13 protein-coding genes, 1 other RNA gene and 1 pseudogene are annotated in these 17030 nt (G+C 71.9%); 7 read left to right on the forward strand and 8 right to left on the reverse strand.

What is annotated here, in order from left to right:
• The first annotated feature begins 258 nt into the window (after positions 1 to 258).
• On the forward strand, positions 259 to 1260 hold the full coding sequence (locus tag ACSEEN_RS15685) for a serine hydrolase (RefSeq protein ID WP_440713679.1): 1002 nt from the start codon (positions 259 to 261) through the stop codon (positions 1258 to 1260).
• Positions 1261 to 1460: 200 nt separating this feature from the next.
• Positions 1461 to 2039, forward strand: coding sequence for an FKBP-type peptidyl-prolyl cis-trans isomerase (locus tag ACSEEN_RS15690; RefSeq protein WP_440713680.1), 579 nt, complete (start codon positions 1461 to 1463; stop codon positions 2037 to 2039).
• 30 nt (positions 2040 to 2069) lie between these two features.
• Here the strand turns inward: ACSEEN_RS15690 and ACSEEN_RS15695 are convergent, their stop codons facing one another.
• Together ACSEEN_RS15695 and glnA are read right to left on the reverse strand one after the other, a co-directional pair.
• On the reverse strand, positions 2070 to 5072 hold the full coding sequence (locus ACSEEN_RS15695) for a bifunctional [glutamine synthetase] adenylyltransferase/[glutamine synthetase]-adenylyl-L-tyrosine phosphorylase (protein ID WP_440713696.1): 3003 nt from the start codon (positions 5070 to 5072) through the stop codon (positions 2070 to 2072).
• A 36-nt stretch (positions 5073 to 5108) separates the two neighbouring features.
• Positions 5109 to 6446, reverse strand: a complete 1338-nt coding sequence (gene glnA, locus ACSEEN_RS15700; RefSeq protein ID WP_247864109.1) for a type I glutamate--ammonia ligase — start codon at positions 6444 to 6446, stop codon at positions 5109 to 5111.
• Between the two features lie 187 nt (positions 6447 to 6633).
• On the opposite strand from glnA, the gene panB reads away from it, so the two are divergent.
• The 3 genes from panB to ACSEEN_RS15715 are packed head-to-tail and all read left to right on the forward strand — an operon-like array spanning position 6634 to position 10000.
• Complete coding sequence (panB, locus tag ACSEEN_RS15705; protein WP_247864110.1) at positions 6634 to 7485, forward strand: 3-methyl-2-oxobutanoate hydroxymethyltransferase; 852 nt, start codon at positions 6634 to 6636, stop codon at positions 7483 to 7485.
• A gap of 44 nt (positions 7486 to 7529) precedes the next feature.
• Complete coding sequence (gene pip, locus ACSEEN_RS15710; RefSeq protein WP_440713681.1) at positions 7530 to 8516, forward strand: prolyl aminopeptidase; 987 nt, start codon at positions 7530 to 7532, stop codon at positions 8514 to 8516.
• Complete coding sequence (locus ACSEEN_RS15715; RefSeq protein ID WP_440713682.1) at positions 8513 to 10000, forward strand: CYTH and CHAD domain-containing protein; 1488 nt, start codon at positions 8513 to 8515, stop codon at positions 9998 to 10000. Before pip ends, ACSEEN_RS15715 begins: the two co-directional genes overlap by 4 nt.
• A gap of 109 nt (positions 10001 to 10109) precedes the next feature.
• On the opposite strand, the gene ACSEEN_RS15720 is transcribed toward ACSEEN_RS15715, so the two are convergent.
• The 6 genes and pseudogenes from ACSEEN_RS15720 to cobC all read right to left on the reverse strand — a co-directional run bounded on the left by ACSEEN_RS15720 (position 10110) and on the right by cobC (position 15811).
• Entirely contained in the window at positions 10110 to 11537 is a 1428-nt protein-coding gene (locus ACSEEN_RS15720) for an RNB domain-containing ribonuclease (RefSeq protein WP_440713683.1), read from the reverse strand.
• 150 nt (positions 11538 to 11687) lie between these two features.
• Positions 11688 to 12099: RNase P RNA component class A (gene rnpB / locus ACSEEN_RS15725), an RNA gene on the reverse strand.
• Positions 12100 to 12114: 15 nt separating this feature from the next.
• Positions 12115 to 12861: pseudogene (locus ACSEEN_RS15730) on the reverse strand (bifunctional RNase H/acid phosphatase); the annotation flags it as partial.
• A complete protein-coding gene (locus ACSEEN_RS15735; protein ID WP_247864115.1) occupies positions 12807 to 13565 on the reverse strand; it encodes a zinc ribbon domain-containing protein in 759 nt (252 codons plus the stop codon). The pseudogene ACSEEN_RS15730 and the gene ACSEEN_RS15735, both read right to left, overlap by 55 nt.
• 30 nt (positions 13566 to 13595) lie before the next feature.
• Positions 13596 to 14711, reverse strand: coding sequence for a Nif3-like dinuclear metal center hexameric protein (locus ACSEEN_RS15740; RefSeq protein WP_247864116.1), 1116 nt, complete (start codon positions 14709 to 14711; stop codon positions 13596 to 13598).
• The gene (gene cobC, locus ACSEEN_RS15745; protein ID WP_247864117.1) at positions 14708 to 15811 is read right to left on the reverse strand and encodes an Rv2231c family histidinol phosphate aminotransferase CobC; all 1104 of its coding nucleotides are present in this window, start codon (positions 15809 to 15811) and stop codon (positions 14708 to 14710) included. Before cobC ends, ACSEEN_RS15740 begins: the two co-directional genes overlap by 4 nt.
• 55 nt (positions 15812 to 15866) lie before the next feature.
• Here cobC and ACSEEN_RS15750 point away from each other — a divergent pair, with 55 nt between their 5' ends.
• Positions 15867 to 16538: an HAD hydrolase-like protein gene (locus ACSEEN_RS15750; RefSeq protein WP_247868052.1), complete on the forward strand. Its 672-nt coding sequence runs from the start codon at positions 15867 to 15869 to the stop codon at positions 16536 to 16538.
• Complete coding sequence (locus ACSEEN_RS15755) at positions 16528 to 17013, forward strand: low molecular weight protein-tyrosine-phosphatase (protein ID WP_283255219.1); 486 nt, start codon at positions 16528 to 16530, stop codon at positions 17011 to 17013. The genes ACSEEN_RS15750 and ACSEEN_RS15755 overlap by 11 nt, the downstream gene beginning before the upstream one ends.
• Positions 17014 to 17030 lie beyond the last annotated feature (17 nt).

A 17030-nucleotide genomic window follows, 5' to 3' on the forward strand; every position in this document is an offset into this window, starting at 1 on the left:
TACGGGACGACGACCTGGGACGACGCACTGGTAGCCTGGCCGGAGCTCGGCGGGGAGGACGCCGAGCGACGATTCCGATGAACCAGGACACTGATGGCTAAGCACAGGGCGAGCGACCGGCCCGGCGACCAGCCACCCTTCTGGATGCGGCAGCCACCGCCCGACCCGGTCGCCTCCACGCCGCCCGACCCGGTCGCCTCCACGCCACCCGAGCGACCTCGAACGCCGGTCGAGCAACCCCGCACGACGGTCACCGCCATGACGGTCGAGCCGAGCGTCGCCCCGAACTCGCGCGACGGAGCCCGCGACGATGCGCGGTCGAAGGATCGAGACCACCCGCCGACACCCGCGCCGAGGCCCGCGCCGGCGGCCCGGTCCCGGCGCTCACGACTCCCCTGGGCCCGCGCTGCCCTCGGTATCGCCGGCATCGCGATCATCGCGACCGCCTCGGTCTTCCTCGTCCATCACGAACCGCCCCGGCAGAAGCCGCGCGTGGCGGCCCCTGCCCCGTCACTGCCCGACGCCGAGGCTCGCAGGCAACTGCAGGCCGGATTCGCCGCCCTCGACCTGAAGGTCCCGGTCGGCGTCGCGATCGTGCCGGTCGGCGGCGGGGGTGTCCCGATCCTTCTGGGCGACCAGGAACCGCAGGACGCGTGGTCGACCATCAAGGTGCCCCTGGCGCTCGCCGCCGAACGCCGCAACGGCGAGAACCGCACCGAGACCAAGGCGGTCATCGACTCCGACAACCGCTCGGCGCGCCTGCTCACCCGCTCGCTCGGCACCCCGGCGGAGGCCACCGCGGCCGTCACCGACGTCCTCCGGGAGGGCGGCGACCGGGGCACCGTCGTGCAGCCGGCCGCCGACGACGGCGAGTGGCCGCACCTGGGCGAGACCACCTGGACCCTCACCGACTCCGCCGTCTGGACCGCGCACCTTCCGTGCATGCCGGGCAGCGAGCACGTCCTCGACCTGATGGCGCATGTCGCACCCACCCAGGACTGGGGCCTGAACAAGATTCCCGGCGACCGCACCGCCGTCAAGGGCGGCTGGGGCGTCGACGAGGGCGACGAGGGCTATCTGGTCCGTCAGATCGGCCTCATCACGCTGAACGACGGCAAGCGGGTCGCGGTCTCGATGAGCGCGCACGAGCCGAAGATGACCTTCGACGCCGGGGCGATCGCCCTCAACACCGTCGGCCACTGGCTGGGCGACAACCTGAACCTGCTGCCGGGCGGGTCGTGCCCGGGCGCCGGCGGCTGATCCGGTATCAAAGACAGCGACTGCTCACTCTGAGCGACAACCACGAACGCCGCGGCACGTTGTCGCTCAGAGTGGGCAGCGATCGATAAGTTTCACCGGACGCTGCGAACGACCGCATGCCCGGTGACACCGGACGGCTCCGGCACCGAACACCTCGCCGACCGCCGCCGCACCCTGACCGCCCGGTAAGGTGGCCTCCCATGAGAAAGACCTCCCTCCTGCTGGTTCCCGCCGCCTGTGCACTGCTGCTCACCGGGTGTTCCTCGGATCACGCCAAGTCGTACGACCCGAACAACACGTCGTGCCCCAGCACCGACGCGCCGGACGACACCAAGACGCAGTGGACGGTGAAGGGCACCACCGGCGAGGCGCGGATCGCCGCCGGCACCGACAAGTACAGCCCGGTCATCGACATCACCACCCCGTTCTCGGTCGACGAGACCCAGGTCAAGACCCTCACCACCGGCGACGGCCCGGTCGTCAAGGAGGGTGACACCGTCTACGTCTGCTACGAGGGCGTCAACGGCCGCACCGGCGACGTCTTCGACTCCAGCTACGGGCACGGCGAGGCCGCCAGCTTCCCCGCTCAGGAGCCCAGCGCCACGCAGAACGGCGTGATCACCGGCTTCGTCAAGGCGCTCGTCGGCCAGAAGGGCGGCTCGCACGTCGGCGTGGTGATCCCGTCGAAGGACGGCTACGCGCAGGGCTCGCCGGACGGCTCGATCAAGCCGGGCGACACCATCGTCTTCGAGATGAAGATCGCCCGCGTCGGCGACTGACCCGCCGTCGCGGACCGGGCGCGCCGCGACCTACGCGCCGAAGACCTCGGTCACGACGCCCTTCGCCCGCCGGGTGACCCGCAGGTAGTGCTCCAGGAACTCCGCGGCCTCGTCCTGCGGCCAGCCGGCCGCGTAGGCGATGGCCCGGAGTTCCCGGCCCGGTCCCGGCAGCTGGTCGACGGGTTTGCCGCGCACCAGGACCAGCGCGTTGCGCGCCCGTGTCGCCGTCAGCCACGCGTCCTTGAGCATGGCGACCTGATCCTCCGGGATCAGCCCCGCCTCCCCGATCGCGTCGAGCGTCTCCACGGTCGACGTGCGGTGCAGCGCGGGATAGCGGTGGGCGTAGCGCAGCTGCATCAGCTGCACGGTCCACTCGACGTCGGCCAGGCCGCCGCGCCCGAGCTTGGTGTGCGTCATCGGGTCGGCGCCGCGCGGCAGCCGCTCGGCGTCGACCCGCGCTTTGATCCGCCGGATCTCGCGCACCGCCTCCGGCGACACCCCGCCGTCCGGGTACCGGATCTCGTCGATCATGTGCAGGAATTCCAGACCCAGGCCGGGATCGCCGGCGCAGGCGTGCGCCCGCAGCAGCGCCTGCACCTCCCACGCCTGCGCCCACTGGTGGTAGTAGGCCCGGTACGACGCCAGGGTGCGCACGATCGGCCCGTTCTTGCCCTCCGGCCGCAGCCCCACGTCCACCTCGAGCGGCGGATCGGCGCTCGGTGTACCGAGGAGCGAGCGCACGCTGTCGGCGACGTTCTGCGCCCAGCGCAGCGCGACCGTCTCGTCGGCGCCCGCCACCGGATCGCAGACGAACAGCACGTCGGCGTCCGACCCGTAGCCGAGTTCACCGCCGCCGAGGCGGCCCATTCCGATCACCGCCATCCGGGCCGGTGCGGGGGCTCCGGTCTCCGCGGCGGTCGCGGCCATCACCTTCTCCAGCGCGGCGTCGATCACCGCCGCCCACACCGTCGACAGCGCCCGGCACACCTCCTGGACGTCCATCAGGCCGAGCAGGTCGGCCGAGGCGATGCGCGCCAGTTCGGCACGGCGATGCGAGCGCGCCACGGCGATCGCCTTGCGCGGATCGGAGTGCCGCCGCATCGAGGCGATCAGGCCCTTGACGACGTCCTCCGAGGTCACCTCGCACAGCTTCGGCCCGGTAGCGCCCGTCGAATACAGCTGGATCACGTCGGGTGAGCGCATCAGCAGGTCGGCGATGTACTCGGAGGTGCCCAGCACGTGCATCAGGCGTTCGGCGACGACGCCGTCGTCGCGCAGCAGGCGCAGGAACCAGTCGGCGCCGATCAGCTCGTCGCACAGGCGCCGGTAGTTGAGCAGGCCGGCGTCCGGGTCGGGCGTGTCGCTGATGTGCTGCAGCAGGCTCGGCAGGATGAGCATCTGCACCTGGCCGCGCCGGCCCGGGGCCGAGCCGAGCGCCTTGATGTGCGCCAGGGCGCGTTCGGGCTGGGCGTAGCCGAGGGCGGCCAGCTGCCGTTCGGCCGATTTGTTGTGCAGGTACAGCGAGTCCTTGTCGAAGCGGGTCACCGCCTCCAGCAGCGGCCGGTAGAACAGCTTCTCGTGCAGCTGGCGCACCCGTGTCCGCTGCTGCCGCAGGTCGCGCCGCAGCACCTCGGCGGCCACCAGCGATCGCTCCGGCCGGATGTGCGCGGCCCGCGCCAGCCAGCGCATCGCCGCGTCGTCGGCCGGATCGGGCAGCAGATGCGTGCGCGAGAGCCGCTGCAGTTGCAGCCGGTGTTCCAGCAGGCGGAGGAACTCGTAGGAGGCGTGCAGGTTCGCGCCGTCGGTGCGGCCCATGTACGCCTTGCGGGTGAGCACGTCGATCGCTTCCAGGGTCGACCGCACGTGCAGCGACTCGTCGGCGCGGCCGTGCACCATCTGCATCAGCTGCACCGCGAACTCCACGTCGCGCAGGCCACCGCGGCCGAGCTTGAGGTTCCGCTCCTTCTCGGTGTCGGGCACCAGCGACTCGACCCGGCGGCGCATGGCCTGCACGTCGGTCACGAAGTCGTCGCGCTCGGCCGCCGACCAGACCATCGGTCCGGTCGCCGCGGCGTAGTCGGCGCCCAGCGCCATGTCGCCGGTCATCGGCCGTGCCTTGAGGAGCGCCTGGAACTCCCAGGTCTTGGCCCACCGCTGGTAGTACGCGAGATGCGACTCCAGCGTGCGCGTCATCGCCCCGCGCTTGCCCTCGGGCCGCAAGGCGGCATCGACCTCGAAGAAGGCGAGCGAGCCGACCCGCATCATCTCGCCGGCGAGACGGGCCGAAGTGGTGTCGGCCGGTTCGGCGACGAAGACGACGTCGACGTCGCTGACGTAGTTCAGTTCGCGCGCCCCGCACTTGCCCATCGCGATCACCGCCAGGCGCGTGGTCAGCGGTTTGTCGCCGAGCACCTCCCGGATCGCGACCGCGAGCGCCGCGGTCAGCGCCGCGTCGGCGAAGTCGGCCAGGTGCCCGCCCACTTGCGGCAGGTAGAGCACCGGCTCGTCCTCGACGGTCGCCGCCAGGTCCTGGGCGGCCAGCCGCAGCAGCAGGTTCCGGTACGCCACGCGCAGCCGGCCGATCGCCTGCGGGCCGGTCACCTCGGCCCGGAACAGCAGGCTGCCCGCGGTCTGATCCGGCTCCGGCTCGGCGCCGACCGAGGCCAGCATCTCCGTCCGCGCCTGCTCCGCCGTCGGCAGGTCCCGGGGCAGCAGGTGCCGCCAGACGCCGGGTTCGGCCACCAGATGATCACCGAGGGCGTCGGACGCGCCGAAGACGGCGAACAGGCGCCCGCGGAAGGTCTTGTCGGTGCGGATCAGCTCGTCGATCTCGGCCCAGTCCGCGGCATCGGCGGCCTGCCGGAACCGCACCAGCGCTTTCAGCGCCAGATCGGCGTCGGCGGCGCGGGAGAGCGCCCACAGCACACCGACGGAGGCCTCGTCGTACCAGCCGAGAGTGTCCAGGTCCGCCCGGGCGGTGGCCTCCAGGAGCCCGAGCCGACCGGGACTCGGTACCGCCGACCGTCCACCCATCGAAGTCACGTCAGTCAGACTAGACCGCTCGAGAGGTCAGAGCGGCAGGTAGTGCTGCAGCTCGAACGGGGTCACCTGACCGCGGTAGTCCGACCACTCACGCCACTTGTTGCGGAGGAAGTAGTCGAAGACGTGCTCGCCGAGCGCCTCGGCCACCAGCTCGGACCGCTCCATCTGATGCAGGGCCTCCGACAGCGAGTTCGGCAGTTCGCGGTAGCCCATGGCACGCCGCTCCGCGGGGGTCAGCGCCCACACGTTGTCCTCGGCCTCCTCGGGCAGCTCGTAGCCCTCGGAGATGCCGCGCAGACCGGCCGCGAGCAGCACCGCGAAGGTCAGGTACGGATTGCAGGCCGAATCGGGGGTCCGGATCTCGACCCGCCGCGACGACGACTTGTTCGGCGTGTACAGCGGCAGGCGCACCATCGCCGAGCGGTTGGCCCGCCCCCACGTCGCCGCGGTCGGCGCCTCGCCGCCGTGCACCAGCCGCCGGTAGCTGTTGACCCACTGGTTGGTCACCGCGCTGATCTCGTTGGCGTGCGTGAGGATGCCGGCGATGAACTGTTTGCCGGTGGCCGAGAGCTGCATCGGGTCGTCCGGGTTGTGGAAGGCGTTCGACTCGCCCTCGAACAGGCTCATGTGCGTGTGCATCGCCGAACCGGGGTGATCGCTGAACGGCTTGGGCATGAACGTGGCGCGCACGCCGTCGCCGATCGCCACCTCCTTGACCAGGTAGCGGAAGGTCATCACGTTGTCGGCCATGGACAGCGCATCGGCGTAGCGCAGGTCGATCTCCTGCTGGCCGGGGCCGCCCTCGTGGTGGCTGAACTCCACCGAGATGCCCATCGATTCGAGCGCCTCGATGGCGTGGCGGCGGAAGTTCGGGGCGGCGTCGTGCGTCGTCTGATCGAAGTAGCCGCCGTTGTCGGCCGGGACCGGCACGCTGCCGTCGCCCGGCATGTCCTTGAGCAGGTAGAACTCGATCTCCGGGTGCACATAGCAGGTGAACCCGGCCTCGGCGGCCCGGCTGAGCTGGCGGCGCAGCACGTGCCGCGGGTCGGCCCAGGCGGCGGTGCCGTCGGGCATCGCGATGTCGCAGAACATGCGAGCGGAGTAGTTCCGGCCGTCGCTCTCCCACGGCAGCACCTGGAAGGTCGACGGATCCGGCTTGGCCACCATGTCGGCCTCGAAGACGCGGGAGAAGCCCTCGATCGACGAGCCGTCGAACCCGATGCCCTCGGCGAACGCCCCCTCCAACTCGGCCGGCGCGATCGCCACGGATTTGAGATAGCCCAGGATGTCGGTGAACCACAGCCGTACGAAGCGGATGTCCCGCTCCTCCAGAGTGCGCAGCACGAATTCCTGTTGGCGATCCATGACCGCACCCTATGCCCGGCCTGTTACGCCCGTGTTACGCACGGCGATTCCGGGGACCGCGACCGGGTCTGTGACAAAGACCACCGGACACGACGGTGACGCTCCCGGCCCCCGGTGGAAGAATCGGGGTGTCCACACCAACCCGGGTACCCGCCGAGCGGGACTCGAGGCAGAAATGAGACCAGTCATGTCGGATGCAGCCATCTACGGTTCCACAGACTCCCCCGCGCCGGCCGCCGCGCCGCGACGCAAGACCCGGCTTCAGCACCTCGCCGAATGGAAGGCGGAGGGCCACAAGTGGCCGATGCTGACCGCCTACGACTACTCCACCGCCCGGATCTTCGACGACGCCGAGATCCCCGTTCTTCTCATCGGCGATTCCGCCGCGAACGTCGTGTACGGCTACGACACCACCGTGCCGATCAGCTGCGACGAGCTGATCCCGCTGGTGCGCGCCGTGGTCCGCGGCGCCCCGCACGCGCTGGTGGTGGCCGACCTGCCGTTCGGCAGCTACGAGGTGAGCCCCCAGCAGGCACTCGAGTCGGCCATCCGGTTCTTCAAGGAGGGCGGCGCCCACGCGGTCAAGATCGAGGGCGGCGAGCGGATCGCCCCGCAGATCGCGGCGCTCACCGCCGCCGGCATCCCGGTGATGGCCCACATCGGCTTCACCCCGCAGAGCGTCAACAACCTGGGCGGCTACCGCGTGCAGGGCCGCGGCGCGGGCTCCGATCAGCTGATCGCCGACGCCATCGCCGTGCAGGAGGCCGGCGCGTTCGCCGTCGTCATGGAGATGGTCCCGGCCGAGCTGGCCGGCCAGATCACCCGCAAGCTCACCATCCCGACCGTCGGCATCGGCGCCGGCCACGAGACCGACGCCCAGGTGCTGGTGTGGCAGGACATGGCGGGCTACACGCACGGCCGGACCGCGAAGTTCGTCAAGCGCTACGCGAACGTCGGCGACCAGTTGCTCGACGCCGCCCGCACCTACCGCGACGAGGTGGCCCGGTCGGTGTTCCCGGCCGCCGAGCACGAGTACTGACGCACGCCACGCCGCGGCCGTCATTCGCCGATAGGGTGGGCGGTATGAGCGGTCTCTACCCACCCCTCGAGCCGTACGCGTCCGGTCATCTCGCCGTCGGCGACGGCCAGGAGATCTACTGGGAGACCTCGGGGAATCCCGCCGGGAAGCCGGTGGTCTTCGTGCACGGCGGCCCCGGCGGCGGCACCTCCGGTGAGCAGCGCCGCTTCTTCGATCCGGAGCGCTACCGCATCGTGCTGTTCGACCAGCGCGGCTGCGGGCGGTCGCGCCCGCACATCGCCGACGCCGAGACCGCCGGGCCGGACGCGCTCGCCGCCGCTCTGGCGGCGAACAACACCGCCGCCCTGATCGGCGATCTGGAGAAGCTGCGCACGCACCTCGGTATCGACCGCTGGCAGGTCTTCGGCGGATCGTGGGGGTCGACGCTGGGCCTGGCCTACGCGCAAACCCACCCGGATCGGGTGACCGAACTGGTGTTGCGCGGCATCTTCCTGCTGCGTCGCAGCGAGATCGACTGGTACTACAACGGCGGCGCGGCGCACCTGTTCCCCGACGTCTGGGAGAGCTATCTCGCGCCCGTGCCGGAGGATGAACGCGACGGCGACCTGGTCGCCGCCTACCACCGCATCCTGACCGGCTCGGACCGGGCGGCGGCAGCCCGCGCCGCCGCGGCCTGGACGGGCTGGGAGAACCGGACCTCGCACCTGCTGCCGCGGAGCGATTCGGGCGACGGCGACCGCTTCGACCTCGCCTTCGCTACCATCGAGAATCACTACTTCGTTCACGGCGGCTTCCTCGACGAGGGCCAGTTGCTGTCGAATATCGGGGCGCTGCAAGACATTCCGGGGGTCATCGTGCAGGGACGGTACGACGTCGTCTGTCCGATGCGCAGCGCCTGGGATCTGCACCGCGCCTGGCCGCAGGCGCGCTTCGTCGTCGTCGACGATGCCGGACACGCATCGTTCGAGCCCGGGATCGCCGCGCAACTGGTCGCGGCGACCGACCACTTCGCCAAGGAGGCACCTCGTTGAACCCCCGCGCCGAGATCATCGAAGTGGAGTGCAAGTTCGACGTCGACGCCGGGCTGCCGGCCCCCGACCTGAGCGTCCTGGTCCCGGGCGGCCGGGCCGGCGAGCCCCAGCAGTACGAGCTGGTGGCGACCTACCTCGACACCCCCGCCCACGACCTCGCCGCGCATCGCATCACGCTGCGGCGCCGCACCGGCGGCACCGACAGCGGCTGGCATCTCAAGCGGCCGGCCGGCGGCGACGCCCGGCGGGAACTGCAGGTCGACTTCTCCGAGGCGCCCGCCGACGGGCCGGTCCCCGCGGCCATCGCGAGCGCCGTGCTGGCGATCGTGCGCGACCGGCCGCTGATCCCGGTCGCCGAGATCAGCACCGCGCGCACGGTCACCGTCGTGTACGACGAGGACGGCGACTCGCTCGCCGAGTTCTGCGAGGACCGCGTCCTCTCACACGCGCACCAGTCGCAGGTCACCAAGGAGTGGGCCGAGTGGGAGTTCGAGCTCACCGGCGGTGACACGCGCCTGCTCAAGAAGGCCCGTTCGCTGCTCCGCGGCGCCGGTGCGCGCCCGGCGTCGAGCGTCTCCAAACTGGCCCGCGCCATCGGCTCCGAACCGCGCAACCACAAGCCGGCCAAGCTCGCCAAGCACCCGACGGGCCTCGATCTCGTGGTGCATTCCCTTGCCACACACCGGGATTCGCTACTGCACTGGGATCCCCTGGTCCGCGAGAACGCATGGGACGCCGTGCACCAGATGCGGGTGACCGCCCGGAAACTGCGATCGGTGCTGACGTCGTTCCCGACGGTGCTCGACGCGGAATCCGTCGCGGGGCTCTCCGAGGAGTTGCGCGCACTCGGCGAGGTGCTGGGCGAGGCGCGCGACCGCGAGGTGCAGCTGGAGATCAACGCCGGGCTCCTCGACTCGGAGAACGATCCGCCCGCCGACCTGCGCGTCGCGCTGATCGACGACGAACTGGTCCGCCAGCAGCGCTCCCTCCGGTCGCTGCGGTACGCGCTGTCGACCCGCCGGTACCTGCAACTACTCGACACCCTCGACGCGCTGATCGCGAATCCGGCCCCCGGCCCCGATGCCGACCGCGGCGCGGAGAAGGTCGCGATGGCGGGCATCGAGCACGCCGCCAAACGGATGCACAAGGCCGAGAAGAAGCTCGACGACTTCGACGAGTGGTCCGAGGAGTGGGTGGAGCAGGTGCACCGCATCCGCAAGCGCGCCAAGGCCGTCCGGTACACCGCCGACGCCGGCAAGCCGCTGGGCCTGAAAAAGGCGGCGAAGGCCGCCGCGGAGGCCGCCGGCGTGCAGACCCACCTGGGCGATTTCAACGACACGGTCGTCAATCGCGAGAATCTGCAGAAGGTCGTGGCCGTCCCCGGTCTCTCGGCCCGCGCGGTCTTCGTGCTCGGCCGGCTGGATGCCCGGGAGGAAGAGCGCGGCCGCCGCGCCGTCCAGGCGTTCCTCGACGAGCGCCCTTAGCCGGCTGAGCCCCTTTAGCCGGCTGAGCCGCCACCGAGCCCCATTAGCCGGCTGAGCCGCCACCGAGCCCCCTGGGGCGAGGTGGCGAGTCGAAGCCCCCCCACGCCCGCTAAACGACGGTGAACTCGACGGTTCCGCCGTCCGGGTCGGCGGCGGTCACCTCGACCGTGCAGCACTGACCGGCACCGGGCGCCCCGGAGCAGGGTGCGATGATCGCGGGCGATTCGATGAAGATCTCCGCTTCCTTGCGGCCGTTCGCCTCGCGCATCACCGTGGCCTCGAAACGCGCGCCGAGCTGGTCGGCGAGCACCACCGCCTCGGCCAGATCGACACTCCGCCGCGCCGCCGTCGCCGCGACCGAGTCCGCGCCGCTCATGACCTTGCCGAGCCCGGGCAGCGCCGTGCTCACCCAGCCGGGCACCGGCGCCCCCGAGGTCACCGCGAGACAGACCTCGGTGGCGTGGCGGTCGGCGAGCCGGCGCAGCGGCGCGGTGACGTGCGCGTAGATCCCGCCGACCCCGGCGTGCGCCAGCGTGTCGTCGTCCACCTGCTCCCCCGGCGTGAGCGCGCGGTAGCCGGCGCCGCGCATCAGGCGGGCCCCGGCGCTCATCAGGGCGAGGGTGGTGGGTGCGTCGGGCGCGAGACCGGCGAGGAACTGTCCGGGCGTGGCGCCGTCCGGCCACGGGACGCCCAGGCTGCCGGCCACGGCCCGCAGTTCGTCCACGGCCCCGGCCGTCGCCGCGGGCAGCGTGCGGAAGAAGCCGGTTCCGGCGTCGCGCATGAGCGCGCCCGCACACATTCCGACCAGCAGCGACACCTGGGCGTTCCAGCCGTCGACGGGTGTCCGCGGCGCCAGCGCGAGTGTCCAGGCGCGGGGGCTGGCCCCGGTGTTGGGCAGCACCTCCTGGTCGGGCAGATTCAGCGAGACCGCGCCGCGCGCCAGCGTCCACGACTCGCGGACGCGCCCGAAATCGGCGAGCGCCGCCACGGCCGGATGCACCGAGCCCGCCGCGACGTCGGCGGCCACCCCGGCGTAGTCGAGGCGGGCGCGCGAACGCACCGTCGCCCGTTCCACCGCGGTGTGCAGCACGTCGCCGCCGGGGCCGACGCGCACCGTCCAGAGCGCGGCGGGCCGGTCCTGATCGGGCAGCAACGACCCCGCGCCCTCGGACAGCACGCGCGGATGCAGCGGGACGTTGCCGTCCGGGAAGTACACGGTCTCGCCGCGGCGGGTGCTCTCGGCATCGAGTGCTCCCCCGGGTTCCACCAGGGCGGCGACGTCGGCGATCGCGTAGTGCACCAGGAAGCCGTCGTCGTCGCGCACCACGCGCAGCGCCTGGTCCAGATCCATCGAGCCGGGCGGGTCGATGGTGACCAATTCCAGGTCGCGGCGGTCGGCGCGGTCGTCCGCGTGCCGGTCGGCCGCCGCGGCGGCCTCCGCGGTCACGTCGGCCGGGAACTCGGCGGCCAGTCCGAGTTCGGCGCGGAGCCGGTCGAAGTCGAGCGCGGGTGCGCGCAGCCGCCACTGGGTCGTCATCGTCGTCTCCACTCTCACCGGCCGGTGACCTCATCCCTCGATGGGGTCTTCCACACGAAGTCCGAGTTCGGCCGCGCCCCGCGGCAGGCTCGCATCGTGTGTGACGACGATCATGTCACTGCCACAAGCCAGTGCCTCTTCTCGAGGGCGCGAACGAGCCGGCCTGTAAGCCGGATCCTGTCCCGGCCGGTGAGGCCGGGGGCGACCATCCATCTGGGCACACCGTCGCCGGGTGCCTCGAGCAGCCAACCCGCGAGCTCGGACGAGCAGTCCTCATCGCTCGCGCACCCGCACCGCCGTGAAGCGGTGCGGACTTCGGCCTTGCTCCGGGTGGGGTTTACCGAGCCGCCGCGATCACTCGCGGCGCTGGTGCGCTCTTACCGCACCGTTTCACCCTTACCCGCCGCACGCGGCGGGCGGTCTGTTCTCTGTGGCACTGTCCCGCGGATCACTCCGGGTTGCCGTTAGCAACCACCCTGCTCTTCGGAGTCCGGACTTTCCTCGACTCGCGCCTGCGCGGTGCCCCGCGTGGTTCGCTCGCCGCGGCCGCCCGGCCGGCTCGTTCGCGTCCTACAGACTACTGCAGATGCGCGGTGTCGTTGACCAGGCGGACGACCGATCCGCCGTCCGGGTAGTACTCGGCGATCGACAGCGAGGCCAGATCGAGATGCAGACGGAACAGCAGTTCCGGTCCGACGTGCAAGGCGTCGCGCAGCAGCGTCTTGATCGGCGTGACATGGCTGACCGCGAGTACCCGGGCACCCGGGTACGACGCGATCAGGTCCGCCTTCGTCGCGGCGAGCCGCTCGGCGACCCGCGCGAAGCTCTCCCCGCCGGGCGGGGCCACCTCGACGTCGCCCAGCCATTCCCGGTGCAGTTCCGGATCACGCTGCGCCGCCTCGCGGAAGGTCAGTCCCTCCCAGGCCCCGAAATCGGTTTCGATCAGCCCGTCGTGCACGACGACCTCCAGACCCAGCCGGTCGGCGACCGCCTGCGCGGTGGCCCGGGCGCGGCGCAGCGGCGAGGACACGATCACCTCGATGCCGCCCTGCCGCCCGAGCCGGCCGGCCGCGGCGTCCGCCTGCGCGCGGCCGAGGTCGGTGAGTTCGGGGTCGCCGTGACCGGAGTAGCGGCGATCCACCGAGAGCGCCGTCTGACCGTGCCGCAGCAACAGCAGACGCGTCGGTTCGCGGACCTGTCCCTGCCAGCTGGGCGCCGTCCCGCCGCTCGTCACTTCCGCCCCGCCGGCTGTCCCCGCTCCGCCGTCCGTCACCGCGGTGCCTGCGGCGACGGCAGCCCGGACTGCTCGGTGCGCACGACGATCGCGTTGCACTCCTCGCAGCGGACCACCTCGTCCTCGGCCGCCGCGGCGATCGCGGCGAGGGCACGCGGATCCAGTTCCATCCGGCATGCGCCGCAGCGGCGCTGCCGGAGCAGCCCGGCGCCGACCTTGCCCTGATCGCGCAGCCGGTCGTAGGCGGCGAGCAGGTCGTCGGGCAGTTCCCGGGCCACCGCGTCACGGCGGTGCAGGAACTCGGTGATCTCGTTCTCGGTGACCGCCATCGCCTGGTCACGGGCGGTCCGCGCCTGTGTCCGCCGCTCCTCGAGAGCCACCACGGCGGCCTGGGCGCGGTCGCCCTCCATGCCCTGCGCCTCCTGGCGCTCCATGATCTCCAGCAGATCCGACTCCAGCACGTCGCGCCGCTTGGTCAGCCCGGTCATCTCGTGCTGCAGCTCGGCGAGCACCTTGGGCGGCAGACCGCCCGAGTCCAGCTTGGCCTGATCGCGCCGGGCGTGCTCGGTCATCCCGGTCAGTTCCTTGTCGACCACGTCGTACTCGGCCTGCAGATCGGCGGCGACGGACTCGGCGCGCGTCACCTCCTCGTAGGCCGCGGCGAGTTCGACGTCGATCTCGACCAGCGCCTCGTTCTCCGGGAGATGACTCAGCCGGTGATGCGCGCGGGCGAGTTCGGCGTCGAGGTCGGCGAGATCGAGGAGTCGGCGCTGATGCGCGGGCGCGGCTTTCATGCGTTCCACCTTCTCATCTTCCGGCCCGGGTCACGCCGGTACCACGGTGAACGGGTCGGTCGGCGGCAGGTAAACCGTTGCCGGGCAACCGATCCGGGCCAGTTGTTCGACGGCGCTGACGCACCAGGGGAACTCGGTGGCCCAGTGCCCGGCGTCGATCAGCGCGGGGCTGCCGGCGCGCAGCGCCTCGTCGACCACGTGATGCCGCAGATCCCCGGTGAGGTAGACGTCGGCCCCGGCCGCGGTCGCCGCACCGATCAGCGAGTCGCCCGCGCCGCCGCAGACCGCCACGGTCGTGATCAGCGCGCCCGGGTCGCCGGCCGCGCGGATCCCCCAGGCAGCCCGCGGCAGCACCCTCGCCGCATGCGAAACGAACTCGCGCAGCGGCATCGGCTCGGCGAGGGTGCCGACCCGGCCGAGCCCGATGTCGCTGCCGATCGGGGCCTGCGCGAACACGTCGAACGCCGGCTCCTCGTAGGGATGCGCGGCGCGCAGGGCCGCCAGCACCGTCGCCCGCAGTCCCTTCGGCGCGACCATCTCGAGGCGTTCCTCGTCGACGCGGGTCAGGTCGCCCACCGCGCCGATCGCCGGGCTGGCCCCGTCGGCCGGCCGGAACTGGCCGGTGCCGACCACGCTCCAGAGGCAGTCGGTGTAGTCGCCGAGCGCCCCGGCGCCGGCGTTGAACATCGCCTCGGCCACCTGCTCGGCGCTGCCCTCAGGGACCATCACCACCCATTTGTCCAGGGGCGCGACCGGTTCGGGTTCCAGCGGCACGGTGTCGCGCACACCGAGGACGTCGGCCAGCGCATCGGAGACGCCGCCGCGGACCTTGTCGGCGTTGGTGTGCGCCGAATAGAGCGCGCATCCGCCCCGGATCAGCTGGTGGATCAGGCGGCCCTTCGCCGTGTCGGCGGCCACCGAGTCGACCCCGCGCATCAGGAGTGGATGGTGCGCGACGATCAGGTCGGCGCCGGACTCCAGCGCCTCGCCGACCACCCCGTCGGTCACGTCGACGCAGACCAGCGCCGACCGCACCGGATCGTCGGGGTCACCGCAGACCAGGCCCACCGCATCCCACGGTTCGGCCAGCCGCGGCGGATACGCCGCGTCGAGTCCGGCGACCACCTGTCGCAGGGTCGGCATCATCGGTGTGCTCCCGTCGTCGTGGCGGCCGCCGCCGTCCGGGCGGCCTCCCGGGATGCATCCTCCCAGGCGGCCAGCAACGCGGTCACCCGCCCGGGCGGCCGCACCGCCAGACGCAGGTATTGCGGTCCCAGCCCGGTGAAGTTGGCGCAGCTGCGGACGGCGCATCCCCGCGTCCGCAGCGCCGCCTTGAGACCGAGACCGTCGGGCACCTCGACCAGTACGTACGGGGCGCGCGGTATCCCGGGCACCGTGATCCCGTGCGCCCGCAGACGCTCCACCATCGCGGCCCGGTCGGCGGCGATCGCGGCGGCCAGTCCCGCGGCGTGCGCCTGGCCGCGCGGGCCGAGGCATTCGGCGAGCGCGACGAGCGCGAGGGTGCCGAGCGGCCAGTGCCGCCGCCCGGCCGTCAGCCGCGCGATCACCTCCGGCGCGGCCAGCAGATAGCCGACCCGCAGCCCGGCCAGCCCGAAGGTCTTGGTCGCCGAGCGGATCACGATCACTCCACTCGGCAGGCCGTCGGCCAGCGACTGCGGTTCACGGCGCCCGTCGTCGCCGAGAGTCAGGTCGGCGAAGGCCTCGTCGACCACCACCAGCCGGCCCGGCCGGATCAGCGCCTCGAGGTCGCTGCGCGGATGCAGCACCGACGTGGGATTGGTCGGATTGCCGACGATCACCAGGTCGGCGTCGTCCGGCACCAGCGATGCGTCGAGCCGCCACGGCGGCGGCAGCACCACCCGGCTGATCCGCGCCCCGGCCGCGCGCAGCACCCGTTCCGGTTCGGTGAACGACGGCTCGATCACCGCGACGTGCCGCGGCCGGAGCCGGGCCAGCAACTCGAAGCCCTCGGCGGCGCCGTCGAGCAGCAGGATCTCGTCGGTGCGGCGGCCGTGCAGCGCCGCTGCCGCCGCGACCGCGGCGTCCGCATCGCGGGCCGACGGATAGGCGGCGAGATCGCCGAGCCGGGCGGCCAGCACGTCCCGGACGAACGGCGGCGGCCCGGGCTGCACGTTGACGGCGAAGTCGATCAGGCCGGGCTCGGCGTCGGCGTCGCCGTGCCGCCCCGGCTCGAACAGATCCGGCAGCTCACGACCCGTCGACATACCGTGCACCCTACGTGTCACGCCGCCGCGGGCGACCGGCACCATGGGAGCCGTGATGCTGCGTACCGCCGACCCGGCCGACCCCGCGACCGTGCTCCTCGTCGATCTCGACGGCACCCTCACCGACAGCTATCCGGGGATCGCGGCGTCGTTCCGGCACGCCCTGGACGCGATGGGCGCACCCGCCCCGAGCGACGACCTCGTGGCCGGGATCGTCGGGCCGCCGATGCTCGACACCATGCGGGCCTGCGGTTTCTCCGACGACGACGCGCAGGCCGCCGTCACCGCGTACCGCGCCCGCTACGACCGGATCGGCTGGCGGGAGAACCGGGTGTACGACGGCGTGCCCGAACTGCTCGCCGATCTCACCGCGGGCGCGCGGACCCTGGCCGTGGCCACCAGCAAGAACGAGACCATCGCGCGGCGGGTTCTGGAGCACTTCGGGCTCGACCGGCACTTCGCGTTCATCGGCGGATCCAGCGACGACGGCACCCGCCGAAGCAAGGCGCAGGTCATCGCGCGCGTGCTCGGCGTACTAGAGTTGGACCCGGCGACGAACCCCGTCGTGATGATCGGTGACCGCTCCCACGACGTCGACGGAGCCGCGTCATTCGGTGTTCCCACGATCGCGGTGGGTTGGGGTTACGCTCGTCCGGGGGAGGTCGACGAAGCCACGTGGACCGTGCAGACGGTCCCGCAACTGCGCGAGGTACTCGGTGTCCGATAGCCCTGACCGGCTGCATGTCTGTTTCATCTGTACCGGCAACATCTGCCGGTCGCCCATGGCGGCGGCGATCTTCGCCAAGGCGATCGACGATGCCGGGCTGACCGATGAGGTGCAGGTGACCAGCGCGGGCACCGGTGGATGGCACGTCGGCGAGCCGGCCGACAACCGCGCCCGCACCGAACTTCTGGCCCACGGCTACCCCGACAATCACGTGGCCGCCCAGCTCGATCCGGAGCATCTCTCGGCCGATCTGCTGGTCGCGCTCGACTCCAGCCATGTCAAAGAGCTGACCCGTAAGCGCCTCGGCGAGCGCGTCCGATTGCTGCGCAGCTTCGACCCCGGAGCCGACGGCGGCGACGTCCCCGATCCGTACTACGGCTCGCCGGAGGATTTCGCCGACGTGCGTGCGCAGATCGAGGACGCGGTCCCCGGGCTGCTCGCCTGGGTGCACGCCACCCTGGCCGAACGGGGCTGAGGAAGCCTCCTCGCCTA

This window comes from Gordonia marina (assembly GCF_052036135.1).
In the GTDB taxonomy this organism is placed as follows: domain Bacteria; phylum Actinomycetota; class Actinomycetes; order Mycobacteriales; family Mycobacteriaceae; genus Gordonia.